This window comes from Flavobacterium oreochromis, from assembly GCF_019565455.1.
Taxonomy (GTDB): Bacteria; Bacteroidota; Bacteroidia; order Flavobacteriales; family Flavobacteriaceae; genus Flavobacterium; species Flavobacterium oreochromis.
Genome location: NZ_CP067377.1, coordinates 1,813,893 through 1,834,746, shown reverse-complemented (window position 1 = coordinate 1,834,746; position 20,854 = coordinate 1,813,893). Strand labels below are relative to the sequence as shown.

Sequence of the window (20,854 nt, the reverse complement as noted above, 5' to 3'; positions counted from 1 at the left end):
TGTTCTTCTTGCTATTTATTTAAAGTCCAAATATAATGTAATTATTTTTACTTTATCAATTGGAAAACCCTTTATTTTAAGCAAATCATCTACGGAATGAATTCCATTATTCATACTCCTATACCCTATTATTTCAAGAGCTATAGGATATTTTAAATAAGGAATTCTTAAAAGTTCTTTGATAGAAGCTTGATTTATTTTTAATTTTAATATTTCTGGGTTTTTAAACAAAGCAAATCTACTGTTCAATTCAATAATAACTTCTGGAGATAATCCCCAAACATCCTGTAATTGTTCCATAGAGACAAAGCCTCCTAAAGTTTCTCTTTTTTTGAGTATACGATCTGAAATAATTTCTCCTATACCATACACTTTCATTAAATCTTCTTTAGTTGCTAAATTAATATCTTTTTGCACCCATGAATCCTTTTTTTGAAATCTTCATCAGATTTATTAAAAGTTATAAACTTGGATTTATTAGAATATTTATTTTTAGAGAGCCAATTAGGAAATTTAAAATAGGGGATCATTGTGGTTAGTAATGAATCTGATATTTTTGTTATACTCTGAAACTCTTTTGCTGAATTTACATATTTTCCTTTTTTCCTATAAGCGAGTAAACGATTGATTTCTTCTACAGACATACCTAATTTATAACCCTTAAAATCAGTAATATAATTAGGATTAAAGGGATATAATCTATATTCATCTTGTTTTGTTTGTTTCTTTAATGAATCTATTATTATTTGTTGAGCAAGCCAATTCTGTTCTTCTTTTGTCAACTCTATATTTGTAGAAAAATCAACTAGTGTATATATTGTATGGATCGATACACTCAAAATAATCAAACATAATAATGCTATACGTTGATTTTTTGTATATTCAAAATAACATTTGAGTGATTGAAACATAATTATAAATCAAAAACGGAGGTTCTTTTTGCTCTAACTAAATCTTTTAATTTCATAATGAAACCAATTGTTAAGTATACTCCAAACCAAAGTCCTACTGTAACACATGATATATAAATAAAAAACAAGCGAACGCTATTCGCTCTCATACCTAAACGATCGGCTAATCGTGAGGCGATATGAAACCCTTGTCGTTCAAAAAAATATTTAAGTTTTAATATCATAGAATGATAGAAGAATTTTTATATAAATACTTTAGTAAATCTACAATTTATTTTTCAGACTTCAAAAACTGAACCCCAATAGCACATTCTAAACAACGTTTATTATCACAGTAATTCTTTTTAAGCTGAATCATACCTTGAGTTTCCATTGCGCCCTTTGGCTTTAAACCATAAAATTTAAAATATTCTATTATTACATTTTTTTCAGGTTTAAGATTTTCTACTAAAGTTAAATTTAAATCATTTTGACTGTTATAATTATATTTTTCATAGGCAAATCGTATTGGCAATATTGCATTGATAATTAACAATTCAATAAATGATTTGGATAGTTTTTTTTCTTTATACTTGGATTTTTTTCAAAATTATAATGAGATCCCCAATATTCGGAAACTCCAACTGAAAAAAATTTTATAAAACTCTTCTATAGTAGTTGCTTGAATAATTAAACTAAAAAGTTTTTTTTGAATATGATAAAGCATTGCTAATTGTGCAATACGAATAGTTGGAAAATTATCTGGTCTTAATCTAAAAAACTCAAAATGTTGTATATAGTTTGATGTTAATGAATATTTAAGTTTAATATAATGATATAAGTCTATTAAATCTTTTGCATAATTTTCTTGAGGTTCTAATGGTAGAAGTCCCGCACTTCCAAAAAATAAGGCTTCTAAATACATGACATCGAAACTTTCTTTTCTAAGAACAGAGAAGGGAATAGCTCGAGCCAGATTAAAAAAAGCATCTCCATTTATATTTAATCCGAAATTTTTAGCTAAAATGATAAAAAAAACGGCTTCCCAATCATGTTTTGTATCCTTCAACAATACTTGAATATATTGATCTTTTTGCTCTAATCGTTCAAAATACAAACGTTGAATCCAACTAGAGATAATAAATTCAGGTATATCTTTTAATTTTTCTTGGCAATTGATCCATCTCTTTTTTACTATTAATTTTTCATATTGGTCAACTAATTCTTTGGAAACATAGTCTTGAAGTACTAAAACGGGAATTTCGGTATTATCTTTTCTAAAAACAGAAATATCATGTTCCCAAACTACATGTAAAATACAATTATCATACCGGCTATTGAGTTGATGATTGTGATGATACCAATCTGATGATTTTAAATGTATTTCTACATTTCCTGCCCATTTTTGATTATCAATAATGAGTTGAACATTAAAAAAATCTGGACCTGATTGATTTAATTGAAAACCTGAATGAAGTATTTGAAGGTTTTCTCCTTGTGCTGTTGTTAAGCATTGTAAAGAAAATTTTTTATTGTTCCATACATAATGTAAAAATTCTTCTTTCATAATAAGGGCGTATAATATTAATAAGGCGTATAAAAAATGAGATTATTTCATCATGTTTTATAATACAACAAATAATCTGATCTAGGTATAAATTTACAAAAAAAACCTAACAAACTCACTGCAAATGAATTTATTAGGCTTTTTTTCATAAAAACAAAATGATGTAACTTATATACGTTACAGAATATTTATTTTTTATTATTTTATAGAATTGATAATATCATATTTTGTAATGATATGATGTTTTTCATCTCCTAAATCTACTAAAACGGCTTGATTATCTTTTGTAATTAGTTTAGAAACTTCTTCTATAGGGGTTCCTTTGGCTACAATTGGAAATGGCGCTCCCATAACTTCTCTTATGGGTCTATCAGCTGTATTTTTATCTAATATATAGCTTTGAAAAAGATCTGATTCATCAATAGATCCTACGAATCCGTTTACATCAATAACTGGTATTTGTGAAATTTTATACTTACGCATTCTTTCTATAGCATGTGAAACTAGCTCTTCTGTACGAACGATTACAAGTGGTTTTTCAATATGATCTTTTATTAAGTCTTCTGCTTTTGTTAATTCTTCTTCTAAAAAGCCTCTTTCTCGCATCCAATCATCATTGAACATTTTACCTACATAACGACTTCCTGAATCATGAAATAAAACAACTACTACATCATCTGGCTTAAATTCATCTTTTAACTGTAATAATCCTTTAATAGCTGCTCCTGCTGAATTACCTACAAATATTCCTTCTTCTAAAGCAATTTTACGAGTGTATACTGCTGCATCTTTATCCGTTACTTTAGTAAAACCATCTATTAGAGAAAAATCAACATTTTTAGGCAATATATCTTCGCCAATACCTTCTGTTATGTAAGAATATATTTCGTTTTCATCAAAAATACCTGTTTCATGGTATTTTTTAAATACAGACCCATATGTATCTATTCCCCATATTTTTATATTAGGATTTTTCTCTTTTAGATATTTAGCTACACCTGATATGGTTCCTCCTGTACCAACGCCCACAACAAAGTGTGTAATTTTACCTTCTGTTTGTTTCCAAATTTCCGGCCCTGTTTGCTCGTAATGCGCTAATGCGTTACTAGGATTATCATATTGATTAACATACCAAGCATTTGGTGTTTCTTCTGCTAAACGTTTGGAAACGGAATAATAAGAACGAGGATCAGTAGGTTCTACGTCTGTTGGGCAAACTACAACTTTTGCTCCAACTGCTCTTAGTATATCACATTTTTCTTTTGATTGTTTATCTGAAATTACACAGATTAGTTTATAGCCTTTAATTATAGCACCTAAAGCCAATCCCATTCCTGTATTACCGGAAGTACCTTCAATAATGGTTCCTCCTGGTTTTAAACGACCATCTTTTTCGGCATCTTCAATCATTTTAATTGCCATACGGTCTTTAACAGAATTTCCTGGATTAAATGTTTCTACTTTTGCTAAAACTAGTGCTTCAATTTCAGCTGTTACTTTATTTAACTTTACTAGAGGTGTATTACCAATGGTTTCTAGTATGTTCTTTGCATATTGCATACTGTGATTTTTATTGTGATACTTGTTATCTTTAAACTAAATACCTATTAAATGGTTTACAAAGGTATAAATATTCTGAATATAGATTAGAATTTCTAAAATATTCAAAAAAGAACTTAATTAATTGATGTTTAAAATTTAACATTAAAATTACTGAAAGAAATTCCATACTAATCCAAAACGAATAAGAAAGTCTTTATAGGGCTGACTAGGTGCTGCAAAAAAATCATTATTAATAAAGGCAGCATTCAAATGTTCTGCTTTCAAGAAAATTCTTGTTTGGCGTACTCTAGCGTTAACAAAAAAATCAACAATAGGATGGTTTCCTATTGTTGTATCAGTTTGAGTATAAAAATTACCAATTAAAGGATTATATCCGTTGGCATAATAATTAGTAAAGTATTGTAAAGTAATACCTGTTTGTAAAAATAAAGCTTTTTTAAAATAATGGTCAGAAAAATATAGTGTATTACGAGTTAAAATTTTTGGAACATTTAAAATTGATTCCGCCTGAATTACTTGTTGATAGACTATGCTATTATTTAGTGCCCATTTTCCTAATTTTAATTCTTTTTGCAATTTAGCTGAAAAATAATTAATTGGCCCTTTGTATTGCTTAGGTGATGTAAGTAATGTTTTTTGTGTTAAATCATCATTGCTAAAATAAATATGATCATGTAATACTGTAAACTGGGATTCGAGTGTTCCCCATTGTGTTTGGGCATTTAAACGAAAAGAATTAATTTTTTCATTATTAAAATAATTTTTCCAATTATAAGCTACAAAATCACTCTGATACAGAGAAGAGGTTAAATCTGGCAATTTACTCAAATTAGTGTATTGAGCTGAAAAACTATTTTTATTGTCTACTGTATATTTTGCAAAAATATCAATAGTAGAGTTAGTATTTTTTGAAATCGCCTTGGAAAAAGAGCTTCTCCTCGAAATTTCCCTTTTAGATAAAAATATTTACCTCCAATATTTTGAACTGAAAAATCATTTCGAGCAGGTACTTTTATTTGTTGGTTTTCGATTACTAAACGATTATATCCGTAACGAAAACGACTATCTTCAATAAATATATTAAACTTTCCTATTGAGGTATTAAAAAAAGTTGCACCAATTTTATTATAAAATGTAGATGATTTTGTTAGATCTGAATAATTAGAATTTTCATACCCCAAACCGAAATAATCAGTTCTAGTCAATTTTTCAAAACTGAAATTAAAAATTTCATATTTGAATTGATGTTCTAATAGTACATTATTCAATTTTTGATTTCTATTTAAACGAAAATATTGATCTAAAAAATAACGTTTTCCTTCAAAAAAAGATTTTGCATCTCTTAATTTGACATCTAATCTTGAACGTTGGCTAAATTGAGGATCACCAGAGGTAAAATCAATGATATTTAAAATCCCACCATTTTCTTGATTTGTAAAATCTTGGCTTGTAAAATGCAAATTAAATCCGTAACGTTCATTTTTAGTTTGATAGCTTGAAGTAAATCTAAAATTACCTGTACTTGTCAATGAATTTAGATATTTACCTAATGAACGTAGTCCTTTATACGCTAATGAAAAATTAAGTTTTTTTGAAGTATTTAAGGTTATAAAAGCATCTATGTTTTGTCCTTGCTCCAAAACAGTTTTAAAATATAATTCTGTTAGAGGAGTTGGAACGTTATAATACAATATATCTTCTGAATTAAGACAATTAAATTGCTTAGCATTAAAGCCAATATTAGGCAAAGCTTTAGTATAATTATAACTGTAGTCTAAAATAGTATATACAGAACCATCATTAGCAAATGGTAACAATCCAAAATTGTCTTTTCTGAGCAAATTAAATTTATAATCACTTTTTATAGTAAGAGAGGTATCAACAAATGTGGTATCTTTTTTCAAATTGTAAATTTTATACCAATTATGTGGTGCTTTAGGATTTTCTTTTGGTGCTTGTCGCAAGGACTTAATGCTATCTTTTGATTGACTCAAAGGTGTTTTTTGAGCATAAAGAAAAATAGAAACAAAAAAAGACAGTAAACAGAAAATGTATTTCATATTATAAATTAATGAAGTACAAAAGTAGGGAAAAGGATATAAATAAAAAACCCTCGCTAAGCGAGGGTCTACTATTAATATCCTGAATTTTGAATCAAATTCTTATTTAAGTCCAATTCTCTTTGAGGTATAGGTAATATAACTTTTGGTTTACCAGGCATAGTTTCAGTTGGTGCTGGTACGGTACCTGATGATCTTAATTGTATTCCATTACGTAATAAATCCATCCTTCTATGACCTTCAAAACAAAATTCCAAACGTCTTTCAGTAATAATATTATCCAAAGTAAGAGGTGCTGTTAAGTCGGCAACTCTTGCTCTTCTTCTAATTTTATTTACATCATCAATCGGATTGGCACCAACAGCTGTACCAGCTCTCAAGTTAGCTTCTGCTCTAATCAAATACATTTCCGAAATACGAATTACAGAAAAATCTGAAGATTGATTTTTCCCATCGTCATATTTTGTTGTAAAAAATCTAGCTGAATTAATTTCATCAGCTCTTTTCAAAGTATATCGTAAATCTCCATTTGAAGCAGAAAAAGTAGCATTTAAATTAGCAGAAAAAGGACAATCTCCTCTTCCTCCTTGAGTAGAAGAATTAGTCAAAGTAGAGAAACTCACTGACGGTCCATTTTCATTACTACCAGACTGACTATCATTTGTTAAACTAACAAGGTTAAAAATATGCTCTGACGACGTTTTATTATCATAAAACAAATAATCATTAGCAAAAGTAAACTCAGGCATATTTATTACTTGATTAGCATAATTTGCAGCCAAATCAAATTTATTTTGATATAAATAAACTCTAGCTAACAATGCTTTAGCAGCTCCAATATTTGCTCTAGATCTATCAAATTTTGTAATCTTATTAATTGCATCAAGTAAATCTAATTCAATTTGATTATAAATTTGACCAATAGTTGCTCTAGCTGTACTACGCAAACCTATTTCATCTACAGATTTCACATACTGAGTAACTAAAGGCACTGATAATCCACCTGAACCTACAGTTTGAATTGGTTGAGCGAACAGGCAATTTAATTGAAAATACGCCAAAGCTCTCATAAATTTTGCTTCTCCTACAACTTGATCACGTTCTTCCTTAGAGAAATCAACATCAGGAGTAGAATAAGCTCTACTGATAATTGTATTTGCTTGAGTAATTATTTCATAATGATCTTGCCAAATAGAAGCAATATTTCCATTTGTGGAAATTGTAGTATAATCACGTATTTCAATTAACGTAGGAAATGTACCTCTAAAACCGATATTATCTGATTGCCATTCTCCTAGCAACTGTGGCACACCTCCAAAAGCCCCTTCTTGCTGTGCCAAACCATACAAACCAGTTGTAAACGATTTTACACCTAGTCCTGTGTTAAATACAACATCACGTGACGATTCATCTTGAGCGCTCACATTAAGATCTGTCTGACATCCTCCAAAAATGAGACTTAAAAAAAGTGCTGAAATATAAAAATTTTTCATAAATAAAATCTTAAAAAGTTAAACGAGTACCAAATAAGAATGTTTTAGTTTGAGGAGCCGTAAAAAATGTCTCTCCTTGTATTCCCGCACTAATTGAATTAGAAACCTCAGGATCAATACCTTGTAATTCTTTACTCTTTAATGTATATAAATTTTGCGCAGTTGCATAAATTCTAACAGATGAAATAAAGCTTTTTCCTATTTTAGCCATTGGAAAATTATAACCTAAAGTTACATTCTTTAATCTAGCAAAAGATCCATCTTTTAATTGTCTCGTTGACGCATTATTTACAGTTCTAAATGTAGGAGAGTTTGGATTTGGTGTATAAGCATCATCTCCTGACTTTTGCCAAACATTTCCAACTATTTCTCTATGATTATAACTATAAGTTGCTCTATCCACAAATCTTAATCCATCAACAAAAATATCATTCCCGTAACTATAATTAATTAGTGTAGATAAATCTAAATTCTTATATTTCAAAGTATTTGTCCAGCCTCCAGTAAAATCAGGATTTGCATCTCCTACTATTCTTCTATCTGAGGCTGAATAAACTGTAGTTGGTTTATCATTAATATCCAACCATTCAGCATTTCCAGTATCTTTATTTATTCCTAAATAAGGAACCAAATAAAATGTATTTGCTGAGTAACCTTCAATTGCTCTTTGATAAGTAGATCCCGCAATGAATTTGTTACCTTGTGCATCAACAGAAGCATCAGAATTTAATTCTAGAATTTTATTTCTATTAAAGTTAAAATTCACATTAGAACTCCATTTTAAATCAGAATTTTTCAAAATATCAACGCTTAAATCTAAATCTAAACCTCTATTTTCCATTTTCCCTGCATTCGTCAAATAAGTTCTAACACCGTCATTATCTGCCACATTTAATAATTTATTCAATAATAAATCACTAGTAACTTTTCTATACACATCAACTCCAACTTTTATTCTATCTTCAAAAAGACCTAAATTCAAACCAAAATCAACTGATTTAGATTTTTCCCATCTCAATTCTGGATTTTGAAATCTATAAAAAGCAAGACCAGAAGTTTCGTTATAATTAGGATAAATTCCACCATTAACACGCTCTCTCCAACCATAATCTGCGATTCTATCATTACCAGCAACTCCAATATTTGCCTTTAACTTCAATTCACTAATATACTTACTTCCTTTTAAAAAATCTTCATTCGCAACATTCCAAGCCGCACCTACAGACCAGAAATTACCAAATCTATTATTACTACCAAAACGAGAAGAACCATCTCTTCTAAATGATCCTTCAAATATATATTTTGAATCATAATCTAAATTTAAACGAGAAAAATAGCCATTTAATCTAGATTGAGCATTAGTATTATCAGTTGTAGATTTTACAACTGCTGAAGTTACGTTTATAAAATCATCCGATGCGAAAACAGAACCTGCAACAGTTATATCTCTAACCTCTGTATTTTCTGCTGTAAAACCTAATAAAGCGTTTAAATTAACTTTATCTGCAATTTTTTTATTATAATTTAAAGTATTCGTAAAAATCGTCTTCTGTTGAATTGCATGATAATCAGATGCAGAACCACCAGCTTGATTAATATCCTTCTCACGACGGAATTCTTCAATCGAAGAACGATCTAAACCAAATTCAACTCTATAAGTTAAAGGCTTAAACAATTTAAAATCAGCAAACACATTACCTGTTACACGATTACTCATTAAATTATTTATATTCAAAGATTCAATTGCTACTACATTTGCAATAAAACCTGTACGCTGAAAATTACCATTATCATCATATGGACTCACATAAGGTTCTTGTAAAAATGCGGAAGTAAATGGTGCATTAACAGAATTTTCAGATGCTACACGATCCATTCTCGAATTTGTAATACCTAAGTTCATTCCCACTTTTAACCATGAATTAGCCTCTGTTGATACATTCAATCTTCCTGCTGCTTTTTCAATACCATTCCCAATTATAAATCCTGATTGATTTGAATAACTACCTCCTATAAAATAAGTCGTTTTATCAGACCCTCCAGATAGAGAAACATCTGTTCCCATTGAAACTCCTGTCCTTGAAACAGCATTTAACCAATCAAAATTTTTATCTCCTATATCATTTATTGACACACCTGTATTTACCAATGCTTGAGGATACTTAAAATTATATTCTTTATACTGACTTGCATCCATCATTTTCATTGCATCTGTATAATTTGTAAATGATGTATTGAAACCTACTATAACTTTTGCATCTTGTCCTTTTTTACCCATTTTCGTTGTTATTAATATAACCCCATTGGCACCTCTAGAACCATAAATAGAAGTTGCAGCAGCATCTTTCAAAACAGACATTGTCTCGATATCAGCAGGATTTATATCTGCAATTGGGTTTAGAGCTTGACCTCCTTGAGAAGATGTTAAATTAACATCATTTAAAGGCACTCCATCAACTACATATAAAGGTCTAGCACCCGCTGTGATAGAAGCAACACCTCTCACTTTTACAACTGGTGCAGAACCAATTACTCCAGAAGAAGACACAACCTGCACTCCAGAAGTTTGACCTTGAAGAACATCTTGAACAGAGGCTACAGGAACATCTTTAATCTTATCTGATCCTACAGTTGCTACTGACTGGATCATCTTTTTCTTTTCCTGCTTAGCAAAACCTACTATAACTACGTCTCCTATTTGTTTCGCATCACTCTGCATAACAGTATTCATAACATTAGAAGCTCCAACCACTTTAGCTACTTCTCTCATTCCCATAAATGAGAACACTAAAGTTTCACCTTCTTTCGCTTTAATACTATATTTACCATCAAATCCGGATGAAACCCCACGTTGCGTACCTTTTACAACAACATTTACCCCTGGTAGCGGACCATTTGCGTCAGTAACCACCCCAGTTATTGTTTTCTCTTGAGCAAAAGAAAACTGCATTGTTAACGCTAATAATAGCGTAAAAATCCATTTGAACTTTGATCTCATATTAATTTTATTTGAGTTAGTTATCCCGCAAACTTCTTAAATATTTCTTAATTTCCCAAACAATAGTTAGAAATAATCGTTTTTTATGAATGTTAAATTTTATAAACTACCTTTGAAACATCTATAAATATCACAAAAAGACATTACTTAATTGTTACTAAAAAACAAATAGTATTAACTCTTTATTAAATACAACTGTATGTTATCCTTAAAATTTAGTAATTACACCAAAGAAGTTGGATGCGATGAAGCAGGCAGAGGTTGCCTAGCCGGACCTGTTACAGCAGCAGCTATCATTCTTCCTGAAAGCTTCAAAATTGATTTTTTAAATGATTCTAAGCAATTATCTGAAAAAAAAAGAGAATACTTTAAGACCTACAATAGAAAATTCTGCAATAAGTTTTGCTGTAACACATATATTGAATCAAGAAATTGACGAAATTAACATTCTAAATGCCTCTATGAAGGCAATGCAGGAGAGTATCTTAAAATTAAATGAAAAACCTGACTTTATAATCATTGATGGAAACCGTCCTTTATTAGGAAAATTAGGAATCAAAACACAAAGTGGCTATAATCTAACAAACGAAGAGATACTTTTTTTAAAATCTATACCTAATCAAAGTATTGTAAAAGGTGATAGTAAATTCATGAGCATAGCTGCTGCCTCTATACTCGCTAAAACATATCGGGATGAATACATGAGTAAAATTCATGAAGAATTTCCCATGTATAACTGGAAAAAAAACAAAGGATACCCAACAAAAGATCATAGAGAAGCTATTGCTAAATATGGTATTACTAAATACCACAGGAAATCTTTTAAATTACTCCCTGAACAATTTGTTTTAGATCTATAAAAAGACTATAGCATAAAGCATATAAGTATAAATACACATGAGTTCTTAATTATTCTTTTTAATCAATCCTAAAAAAGCGTTAGAATCTAAACAATGTACATTCTAACGTTTTTTTACATCAAGCTAAAATCACTTCAAAAAGATTTTTAAAATGCTTTAGTATTTTTTCTTTTACTTCTTGTTCATCCACAGAATACCCTAACTCCACATGAAGAGAGGTTACTGCTTTCCCTTTTATACCGCAAGGAATAATATTATCAAAATACCCCAAATCCGCATTTACATTTAATGCAAAGCCGTGCATTGTTACCCAACGAGAAGCACGAACTCCCATAGCACATATTTTTCGAGCAAAAGGCGTACCTACTCCTAACCAAACTCCTGTTTCTCCTTCACTGCGTTCCGAAGCTATACCGTATTCCGCCAATGTTAGAATAATAGCTTCTTCCAACAATCTTAAATACTTATGTATATCCGTAAAAAAATTTTCTAAATCTAAAATAGGATATCCCACGATTTGACCTGGACCATGATAGGTTATATCTCCTCCTCTATTTATCTTATAAAATGTAGCTCCTTTTTCTGCTAATTGTTTTTCAGACAATAATAAATTAGACAGATCACCACTTTTTCCCAAAGTATAAACATGTGGATGTTCAACAAATAAAAAATAGTTATCTGTTTTCAAATCTGGATCTTCTCTTTTTCTAATTTTTTGAGCTACAATTTCGGCAAATAATTCTTCTTGATAATCCCATGTAGCTTTATAATCTTTACGTCCTAAATCTTGGAGCTTTATTTTCTTGTTCATTACTTAAATTGTACTTGTAAATTTAAACATTCAGGCGATTTCAAGATTTCTTGGAAAGAAAACTCTACTGTCGCAATTTTTCGATCATTGGAAAAAATGACTGATTTATTAGATATTGTTTTTACAGGTTTAGGAAAATGATAGTTTACTATATATCTAGATGCTTCTAAAATCATTTTATATTGGGATAAAGAATCAATATTCATTTTTCTCAACACTTCTTGATCTAATATTGTTTTTCTTAAAAATTTTTTACCATCATAAAAACATTCCATTTTAACACTTGTTCCTTTAAAAAAACTAGGATCTGCCATAAATCTCATTTTTTGATTTTTACTAGCCTTCCTAAATCTTTGAATACTTTCCATGTTATCAATTAATCCCTGCAAATCTGTTACGGACTTAAAAGAAGTTTCTAGAGAAAATAAGAATTGTTTTTCTTTTTCATTCATTTTAAATCGCATTGAAAAATTTTCTATATTTTTCAACTCAGCTTGTTCTTTTGAACTTAATTTCGAAATACTATCCTTTTTTTCTTCTAATAACTGTTTAAAAGTTAGGACAGAGTCTATTTCTTTACCTAAAGCTAAACTATCTTTTGGTATCATAGTCATTAAACTAGATCCATCCATAGCAAATGTGTATTTTCCTGATCCTTCTTTGGTAATTTCAATAGTTTCTGTAAAAACACAGCTGGTTAATAGGAAATACATTAATAGTAAGGATACAAAATATTTCATTATATTATTTTTGTCAAATATAGAGATTCTTAAACAGCAAAAGAGTTCATAAATTTTAAATAAATCACAAAAATACACAATATAGTTACGTGGTTACTAAATTTTAAACTTTTAAAACTTTTAAACTTTTAAACTAATAGTTATCTTTGCTGACTTTAAAAATTCAATGTTATGCAACTTTCAGAACAAGAAATTATCAGAAGAGAAAAGTTGACCAAGTTACGTGAACTTGGTATCAATCCATATCCCGCTAATTTGTATCCAGTAGATCATACTTCGAAACAAATAAAGGAATCTTTTGAAGAGGGTAAGAAGGTTGTAGTTGCGGGACGATTAATGAGTAATCGTGATCAAGGAAAAGCTTGTTTTTCTGAAATTCAAGATAGTGAAGGACGTATTCAGGCGTATTTTAATCGAGATGTAATTTGCTCTGAAGAAGATAAAACGTTATACAATACTGTTTTTAGAAAATTAGTTGATTTAGGTGATTTTATTGGTATAGAAGGCGAATTATTTACTACGCAAGTAGGAGCTCAATGTATTCGTGTAACGAACTTTACTTTTTTAAGTAAAACTTTGCGTCCTTTACCTATGCCTAAAACAGATGAAACAGGTAAAGTTTTTGATGAGTTTATAGATCCTGAGCTACGTTATCGTATGCGCTATGTAGATTTAGTAGTAAACCCACAAGTGAAAGATGTTTTTGTAAAGAGAACAAAACTTTTTACTGCTATGCGTACTTTTTTCAACAATGCTGGTTATATGGAGGTAGAAACTCCTGTTTTACAATCTATCCCTGGGGGAGCAGCTGCACGCCCTTTTATTACGCATCACAACAGTTTAGACATTCCTTTATATATGCGTATTGCTAATGAGTTGTACTTAAAAAGATTAATCGTTGGTGGTTTCGATGGGGTATATGAATTCTCTAAAAATTTCCGTAACGAAGGTATGGATAGAACTCACAATCCTGAGTTTACTGCTATGGAAATTTATGTTGCTTATAAGGATTACAATTGGATGATGGAATTTACCGAAAATTTACTCGAGTACTGCGCATTGCAAGTAAATGGTACTACTGAAGCTACTTTTGGTGAATATAAAGTAAACTTTAAAGCTCCTTATGCTCGTGTTACAATGACTGATGCTATCAAACAATTTACAGGATTTGATATCACAGGAAAAACAGAAGAAGAGTTACGCGAGGCAGCAAAATCTATGGGTATCGAAGTAAATGATACTATGGGTAAAGGAAAGTTAATTGATGAAATATTTGGTGAAAAATGTGAAGGTAATTTCATCCAACCTACCTTTATTACTGACTACCCAAAAGAAATGTCTCCTTTAACTAAAGAACATCGCGATAACCCAGAATTAACTGAACGCTTTGAGCTAATGGTTTGCGGAAAAGAAATAGCCAATGCTTATTCTGAATTAAATGATCCAATTGACCAAAGAGAGCGTTTTGTGACGCAAATGGAATTAGCTCAAAAGGGAGATGATGAAGCAAATGGAATTATTGATGAGGATTTTTTACGTGCTTTAGAATACGGAATGCCTCCTACTTCTGGATTAGGAATAGGAATGGATAGGCTTATCATGTTCTTAACAAACAATGCTTCTATACAAGAAGTTTTATTTTTCCCACAAATGCGCCCTGAAAAAAAAGGCCCAGAATTAACAGAAGATGAAAAATTAATTATTGACTTATTAAAAACTGAAGATAATCAAGCTTTAACTCAATTAAAAGAAAAGGCAGGATTGAGTGGTAAAAAATGGGATGCCGCAATGAAAGGATTAGCTAAACACGGTTTGACCAAAGTCTTAGTTGATGGTGAAAATAAAACAGTGACTCTAGTCTAAAAGACTTTAAAATTTTAAACAATAAATAAAAAGGGTGCCCAAAAAGTAAACCTAGATAAAATTTGTCACTACAACGCAAAGAGAAGTGTCATAATCAACATTATGAACTTCTCTATTCAATCGAGATGACAAGATTGTCGACTTTTCAGACACCCTCTTTTTCTATTAGTACTCTATATCAGTTCTTTAGGATTCTAAAAACAGCTGATTCTCCATTACTCATAATCTTCACTAAATAAATTCCTTTTTCAAGGCAGGTAACATTTAATTCAAAATTTGATTTTTGAATAACTGTTTTCTGAATTTCTTTACCATCTAATCCATATATAATTATTTGATCTATATTTTTTTTATAGTTTATTTTTAGATATTCTTGAACAGGATTCGGACTAAAAACAAGATGATCTAAATCAAATGTATTACTAGACAAGACATTAGCACTTAAATAATCTTGCATAGCATTAGATGTATCTTGAAAACAAGTAGTTGTATATTGTCCTGAATCTTCTGCCGCTATCTGATTAGAATTTAACCCTAATATTCCCAAATAGTACTTATATAAATCGGAGCGTAAAGCAACTTTAAGAGTATAAGCGGAACTAGACCAACTTCTACATTCTAGTCCTCCATTAATAATATTATTAGTATGCGCAAATCCTTTTAAATACATTTTATTCATTGTATATTCTCCAATAATTGGCTCCCAAAGATCGTGCATGACTTGATGACAAGAAGGCTTTGGCCACTGAGGCATCATCCAAAACCAAATAGCTGATTTAAAAGCTAACACTCCATCTTGCTGTACTAAATCAGGATTATTTAACAATACATTTTTATCATTATATAAGAATTTACTAAACTGACCATAATTATAGTTCCAAGATAGCTGAATAGGTCCTCTTCCATAGTATCCTTTAGTTGGATCAGCTGGATATTCTACACTTACCTGACTATAAGCTCCTGCTGAATTGGTCGCATTATATCCTAATTCATAAACAAAATACAATCCCCATTTAGCATAATCTCCAAGAGATCCTCCTCCTACTGGTGTTTGCCAGCCACCTGTGGTTTCTTTTGAAATATTAGCTAAAAAAGCTCCTAACTCTCTTATATTATTTACTGAATTAGAAGTATTAATAAAATCAGCAAAATCAATATTAATAATTGTTTCTGGTGTCGTATTAGCATACCATGTAGGATCTACTTGAGAATAATTATAAACTATTGGAGAATTTTTTTTAGTAATTGTAATTAGTTCTCCATTTACTCCTTCCTTTCTTCTTATTTTTACTAAATAATTTGCCATTTCGCTACAAGCTTGGATAAAGTTATTATAAGAAAAAAAATCGGTTGTATAACCTTGTGGATGACTAGAACTCAATCCTGCTCTATTAGGAAACAATGACTGCCATTGAGCACTTGTTAAAATAGTTTGCTTATAAATTAAATTTGAATGTTCTTGTGAATGTATTAATTGAGAAGAAATAATAATGGCTATCAAAAAGCATAATTTAGATAATTTAAATTTCATAAAAAAAGATTTGGTTAATTATATAAAACTAACCAAATCTGAATTATAACGCAAAAAATGTTATTTTTTAATTATTAAATTAAACCCTAAAAGGGTTAAGAGGCATAATGCGATAGCGGCAAGAGTCATCACTAAATCACGAATAGGTTTACCAGCCCAATCCATCCATAAAAATTTATGAAAAAGGCAAAAGAGTAACCTTCTAGTCTATCTGCTTTTTGTATTACAGAAGCAACTCTTGAGGTTCCTGTTTCTATAAAATAGGTAGTCTTTTCTGGTGTATCATATGCTAATTTTACTACAGGTAAACGTTTATTTACAAAACCATATTCTTGATTATCAAAATCACTTAAAATTTTAGTCTCAAGTAATTGGGCTTGATCAATACTACATTTTGATACGGCTGAAATTTCTCCTTCACAACAATTATTATTTGTTTGAAATGATAAACCTTCAAAATAATGGGCTAAAAATTCAGCATATTGTACATCTAAATTTTCAGCAATAGTATTAGATTGAGCATTAATATAGATAATATCTGGAATAGAAGCTGGTCTTTTTTTCCATTTTTTTTCTTTGTAATCAATTTCTGTATTAGGTTTTGTTTTAACTTTTAATTCACATCGATAATAAACTGTATCTTGGAACTTTATAAGACTTATATTTTGAAATTTATTTTTATCTATGGCAATTTGTACTGGAGTTATCTTTATCTGATTAATATTCAAAACAGGTTGATATACCATATCTTGAATTGGTTTAGCATTCCATTTTTTTATTAAATGAAGTGCTCCACTAAAAGCAAATCCTATCGTTAATATTGAAAACCATAAGCCCAATTTCCTATGATGAATACGTATTTTATTTTCGGTTGAAATTTGTACTTTATTAAAAATATTCCAGAAAAAACCATATATAAAAATACCTGACAAAGCTGATAGAATAATAAGTCCTAATAGTATAGCCATGATAGTAATTCGTACTTCATCAACAGTAATAGCGTCTATAAATGACCAATTATGAAAGGTGTCAAAAAACCATATAAAAGTTTGTCTAGACAAGGGGTTAAAAGTAGCTAATTTACTTGATGCTGTTTCTACATATACTTGCATTCTATCAGTTCTATCAAAGGAAATTTTATAAACTGGCAAATATCTATTTACATATTTATATTGATGATCAAATTGGGTTAGATAGTCTATTTTTACAATTTTACTTTGATAATCATCTAGAAAATATTTTGCTAGATATTGAGCATATTCTTCATCTCCGTTATTTAATTTCTGTCCATTACAGGTATTAAAATAAACTAATGAATTATTAATCATTTTTATTTGGTAGTACCAAATATTATTCATTTCTATAAAACGAAAATTTTTAATTTTTTGAATTTTTTCTTTTTGTAAGATTTCCTGGAGGGAGATTTTGATTTTAGAGGTGTTTATTACCTTTGTATTTATAAATTCGTTCTTTATTTCTGGCTTAAAAAAATGTGCCATTAAAGGGTGCATAATTCCCGATAAACACCATAAAATAACGGGTATAAAAGTAACATAGGCTAATAATTTATGCCATTTATAAATACGCTGTTTTACTTTCTTTTTTATTTTTTGAGGAATTGTTTTTTTAGACATTATAAAATATTTTAGACTTAAGATTTTTTATCTTTCTTAAGTTTATTAAAACTATAGAGACAAATCGTATTGTAATCCAAAAACAAATGTTCTTGGAGCTGAAGGAGTATAATTAGAAACGGATTTAGATGAATTACCACGAGATACGTTATAAGCATATAATTGATCTGTAAAATTCATTATATTACAATAGGCTTCTAGTCGATTTATCTTATAAGAGATTCTTCCATTAAATACATTGTAACCTTGATATTTGATCGTATTAATTTGATCTTGATAGAAGCTTGAAACATATTGCCATTCTGTAGAAATTCTAAAATTAGGCAACCATTTAGGATAATAACTAAGTTCTGAATTTACTACACAACGGGGTGCTGAAGGCATTTCTTTTCCATTTAAATCTTTTATTCCTTCTGAAGATTTTTCTGGGAATTCAAATTCTAAAAAATGATGTTCTGAATAGGTCCCGCCTACTCTTAATTTAATGACTTTTGAAATTTCATAATGTATTCCTATTTCAATTCCTTTATGTAATGTTTTTCCTGCGGAACGATAATCTGTTGAATTATCGGCTAACCGTGTATTGATTAATTCATTTTCTCCTTTCATATAATATAAGGAGTAATCTATCTTAAATTTATTTTTGATTAATGCTAACCAGCCTCCTATTTCATAGTTATAAAACAAGGCCGACTTTAAATCGTAATTAAACTCTGCTGGAATTCCTGTTTTTCCTCCTGTACCTGCTTTTATTTCAAAAATACTAGAAACACTAGGAGGAGAAAAACCTTGTGAATAATTTGCGTAAAACCCCGCATTTTGCAATGGATTATAATTAATTCCAGCCTTAAACGTTAATTGATTATAATCTTTTGCACCCTCTTTTTACTAATATCGTTATAATAATCTAAATTCATTTTATCATATCGCCCTCCAAATGTAAGAATTGTATTTTTTATAGGTATAGTTTTTATTTGTGCAAAAGTGGCGTAATTATAAATCGTTCCATTATATGCTTTTAATCTTAGATCAGGACGCTCTGTAATAAAGTCATATTGTGAGACAATTGTTGTACCTGGCTTAAGAACTGGTTTCAAATCTATTCTATAAGACCAATAATCAATAGGTGAGTAATCTAATAAACCTCCTGCTACTAAAGTTGTATTAAATAAATTAACCCTTTGGGTATGTTGTAACAAAATGCCATAACTCGTAAAATTATTAGAATTAATTTCTCCTGTAGCTGTTTTTTTATCATCTGAAATTCTTATCGCATAGGATGGATTTTGTCCTAATTGATTATCACGGACAAAAGCGGTGAAGGAGGTCATGCTATAATTACTCCAATTTAATTCATATGTTATTTTTGCTCTTAAAGCATTTGACTTACGATAAGCAAAATTCGTTTGACTTCTATATGTTCGTTCATAAAAATCTTGTTCTGTAACACTACCACTCATTTGGGTATAATATTGTCCATAAAATATTGTAGTAATAAGTTTATGTTGAGAATTAAAAGAATAATCAAAACGCCCGTTTACATTATATTTATCGTAATCAGAGTAAGTCATCCAAGAATTTTTTTGAACGGATGATAAGCCTGCAATATGATAACCGAATTTACCAATGGTACCTGAACCCATTGCTTGAAAACGATTAAAATGAAATTGATCTCCTTGATAGCCTAATTTTAACTCGTGTTTTTCAGAAGGTTGTTTGGAAATTAGATTAATTGCTCCTCCTACTGCTTCTGGACCATATAAAGAAGAAACAGGTCCTTTAACTACCTCTATACTTTGAAGATTAAACTGATTAATTTCTAAAAGGGCATTATGATTAAAAACGCCTAAAGGTCGAATAGGCAAACCATCTTCTAAATATAAAAAATAAGCATTTGTCGTCATAGGTTGTCTAATAGACATACTATGTTGTTCATTTCCTAAATTAGTCATTAAAACACCTGGTGTTTTATTAACTAACTCGTATATGGCAGTTGCTTTAGTTTCTTTAATTTGCTTTTCTGTTAGTTTAGAAATAGCTACGGGGGTTTCTATTTTTTTAGTGTGTACTCTATTAGAGGTTACAACTATTTCTTCTATATGATTAATTTTTGTTGTATCCTGATTTTTTTTATTTTGTGCATAAACACTCACAACTCCTAAAAGAGTAATGAATACTTTTTTTATTTTCATTGGAAGATTACTATTATAGCATATTTTCTTTTTAAAATAAGAAAGCATACTGCTTTAAGAATAAAATATAAAACTATGTGTTGTATCTAAAAGAAATAATTGTATTCGTTCTTAATCTTATTTGATAAACTAACCATTAACGCAGATAAGGCTTATAATAGCTTTCTTTAATTATGATTATTAATATAAGATATTAATTATTTTTTTAGAAAATTATAAAAATGCTATAATACTAAAAGGTATTTAGCAGTAAACGCTTTTCTAAATAAAGGTGGATGAAAAATATAATTTTCTAGTAGAAAATTATATAAGTTGATATATATAGAAATATTTTTATGTGGTTTAAAAATAGGTTTTAGTGACTTTGAATCATTTAAAAGGAATAAAAAAATAAAATTTCATTTTCTATTTTTATTTGTTTAGTATCTTTTGCAAAGGTTTTTCTTCCTCTGATTCTTTAGCCATTTGTTTTTTTAAATAACACTTACCATTACATTCTAATTGAGGTTTATTCTTATTTTCACACAATACACGACTTATATGATCATAGTTTATGACATAAGAAAACACAGGCACTACAGGACGTAATAACAATGAGAAAATGACTATTAATAGGGTAAATTTCATTTATTTTTCTAAGTGTATTTTATCT

14 protein-coding genes and 3 pseudogenes are annotated in these 20,854 nt (G+C 29.5%); 2 read left to right on the top strand and 15 right to left on the bottom strand.

The annotated features are described in order from the left end of the window. Positions 1–15 precede the first annotated feature (15 nt). From JJC03_RS18790 to JJC03_RS08685, 8 genes and pseudogenes are all read right to left on the bottom strand, one after another. Positions 16–417, bottom strand: coding sequence for a helix-hairpin-helix domain-containing protein (locus tag JJC03_RS18790; protein WP_309597627.1), 402 nt, complete (start codon positions 415–417; stop codon positions 16–18). Then, on the bottom strand, positions 396–911 hold the full coding sequence (locus JJC03_RS18785; protein WP_309597626.1) for a hypothetical protein: 516 nt from the start codon (positions 909–911) through the stop codon (positions 396–398). Before JJC03_RS18785 ends, JJC03_RS18790 begins: the two co-directional genes overlap by 22 nt. 2 nt (positions 912–913) lie before the next feature. Further along, positions 914–1,135: a PspC family transcriptional regulator gene (locus JJC03_RS08710; protein ID WP_088398430.1), complete on the bottom strand. Its 222-nt coding sequence runs from the start codon at positions 1,133–1,135 to the stop codon at positions 914–916. A 47-nt stretch (positions 1,136–1,182) separates the two neighbouring features. Then, positions 1,183–2,457: pseudogene (locus tag JJC03_RS08705) on the bottom strand (DUF2851 family protein). Positions 2,458–2,655: 198 nt separating this feature from the next. Then, positions 2,656–4,017: a pyridoxal-phosphate dependent enzyme gene (locus JJC03_RS08700; RefSeq protein ID WP_235873072.1), complete on the bottom strand. Its 1,362-nt coding sequence runs from the start codon at positions 4,015–4,017 to the stop codon at positions 2,656–2,658. A gap of 150 nt (positions 4,018–4,167) precedes the next feature. Further along, a pseudogene (locus tag JJC03_RS19485) lies at positions 4,168–6,080 on the bottom strand (putative porin). Positions 6,081–6,154: 74 nt separating this feature from the next. Then, entirely contained in the window at positions 6,155–7,573 is a 1,419-nt protein-coding gene (locus tag JJC03_RS08690; RefSeq protein WP_088398434.1) for a RagB/SusD family nutrient uptake outer membrane protein, read from the bottom strand. 10 nt (positions 7,574–7,583) lie between these two features. Beyond that, on the bottom strand, positions 7,584–10,571 hold the full coding sequence (locus JJC03_RS08685) for a SusC/RagA family TonB-linked outer membrane protein (RefSeq protein WP_088398435.1): 2,988 nt from the start codon (positions 10,569–10,571) through the stop codon (positions 7,584–7,586). A gap of 199 nt (positions 10,572–10,770) precedes the next feature. On the opposite strand from JJC03_RS08685, the pseudogene rnhB reads away from it, so the two are divergent. After that, positions 10,771–11,431, top strand: a pseudogene (gene rnhB, locus JJC03_RS08680) (ribonuclease HII). Between the two features lie 118 nt (positions 11,432–11,549). On the opposite strand, the gene lipB reads toward rnhB, so the two are convergent. Together lipB and JJC03_RS08670 are read right to left on the bottom strand one after the other, a co-directional pair. Beyond that, positions 11,550–12,242 carry a lipoyl(octanoyl) transferase LipB gene (gene lipB / locus JJC03_RS08675; RefSeq protein WP_088398437.1) on the bottom strand — a complete coding sequence of 231 codons (693 nt, stop codon included), beginning with the start codon at positions 12,240–12,242 and terminating at the stop codon, positions 11,550–11,552. Continuing rightward, a complete protein-coding gene (locus tag JJC03_RS08670) occupies positions 12,242–12,982 on the bottom strand; it encodes a hypothetical protein (protein WP_123867136.1) in 741 nt (246 codons plus the stop codon). The genes lipB and JJC03_RS08670 overlap by 1 nt, the downstream gene beginning before the upstream one ends. A 171-nt stretch (positions 12,983–13,153) precedes the next feature. Between JJC03_RS08670 and lysS the strand changes: the two genes are divergently transcribed. Beyond that, entirely contained in the window at positions 13,154–14,845 is a 1,692-nt protein-coding gene (gene lysS, locus JJC03_RS08665; RefSeq protein WP_088398439.1) for a lysine--tRNA ligase, read from the top strand. Positions 14,846–15,023: 178 nt separating this feature from the next. Here lysS and JJC03_RS08660 read toward each other — a convergent pair whose 3' ends face one another. The 5 genes from JJC03_RS08660 to JJC03_RS08645 form a co-directional block, all read right to left on the bottom strand. Beyond that, positions 15,024–16,376: a glycoside hydrolase family 19 protein gene (locus JJC03_RS08660; RefSeq protein WP_088398440.1), complete on the bottom strand. Its 1,353-nt coding sequence runs from the start codon at positions 16,374–16,376 to the stop codon at positions 15,024–15,026. A 131-nt stretch (positions 16,377–16,507) separates the two neighbouring features. After that, on the bottom strand, positions 16,508–18,010 hold the full coding sequence (locus JJC03_RS08655) for a PepSY-associated transmembrane domain-containing protein (protein WP_258930463.1): 1,503 nt from the start codon (positions 18,008–18,010) through the stop codon (positions 16,508–16,510). 51 nt (positions 18,011–18,061) lie between these two features. After that, positions 18,062–18,835: a TonB-dependent receptor domain-containing protein gene (locus JJC03_RS17740; protein WP_258930461.1), complete on the bottom strand. Its 774-nt coding sequence runs from the start codon at positions 18,833–18,835 to the stop codon at positions 18,062–18,064. 29 nt (positions 18,836–18,864) lie between these two features. Continuing rightward, on the bottom strand, positions 18,865–20,202 hold the full coding sequence (locus JJC03_RS17735) for a TonB-dependent receptor (protein WP_258930459.1): 1,338 nt from the start codon (positions 20,200–20,202) through the stop codon (positions 18,865–18,867). A 411-nt stretch (positions 20,203–20,613) separates the two neighbouring features. Further along, the gene (locus tag JJC03_RS08645; protein WP_235873071.1) at positions 20,614–20,829 is read right to left on the bottom strand and encodes a hypothetical protein; all 216 of its coding nucleotides are present in this window, start codon (positions 20,827–20,829) and stop codon (positions 20,614–20,616) included. Positions 20,830–20,854 lie beyond the last annotated feature (25 nt).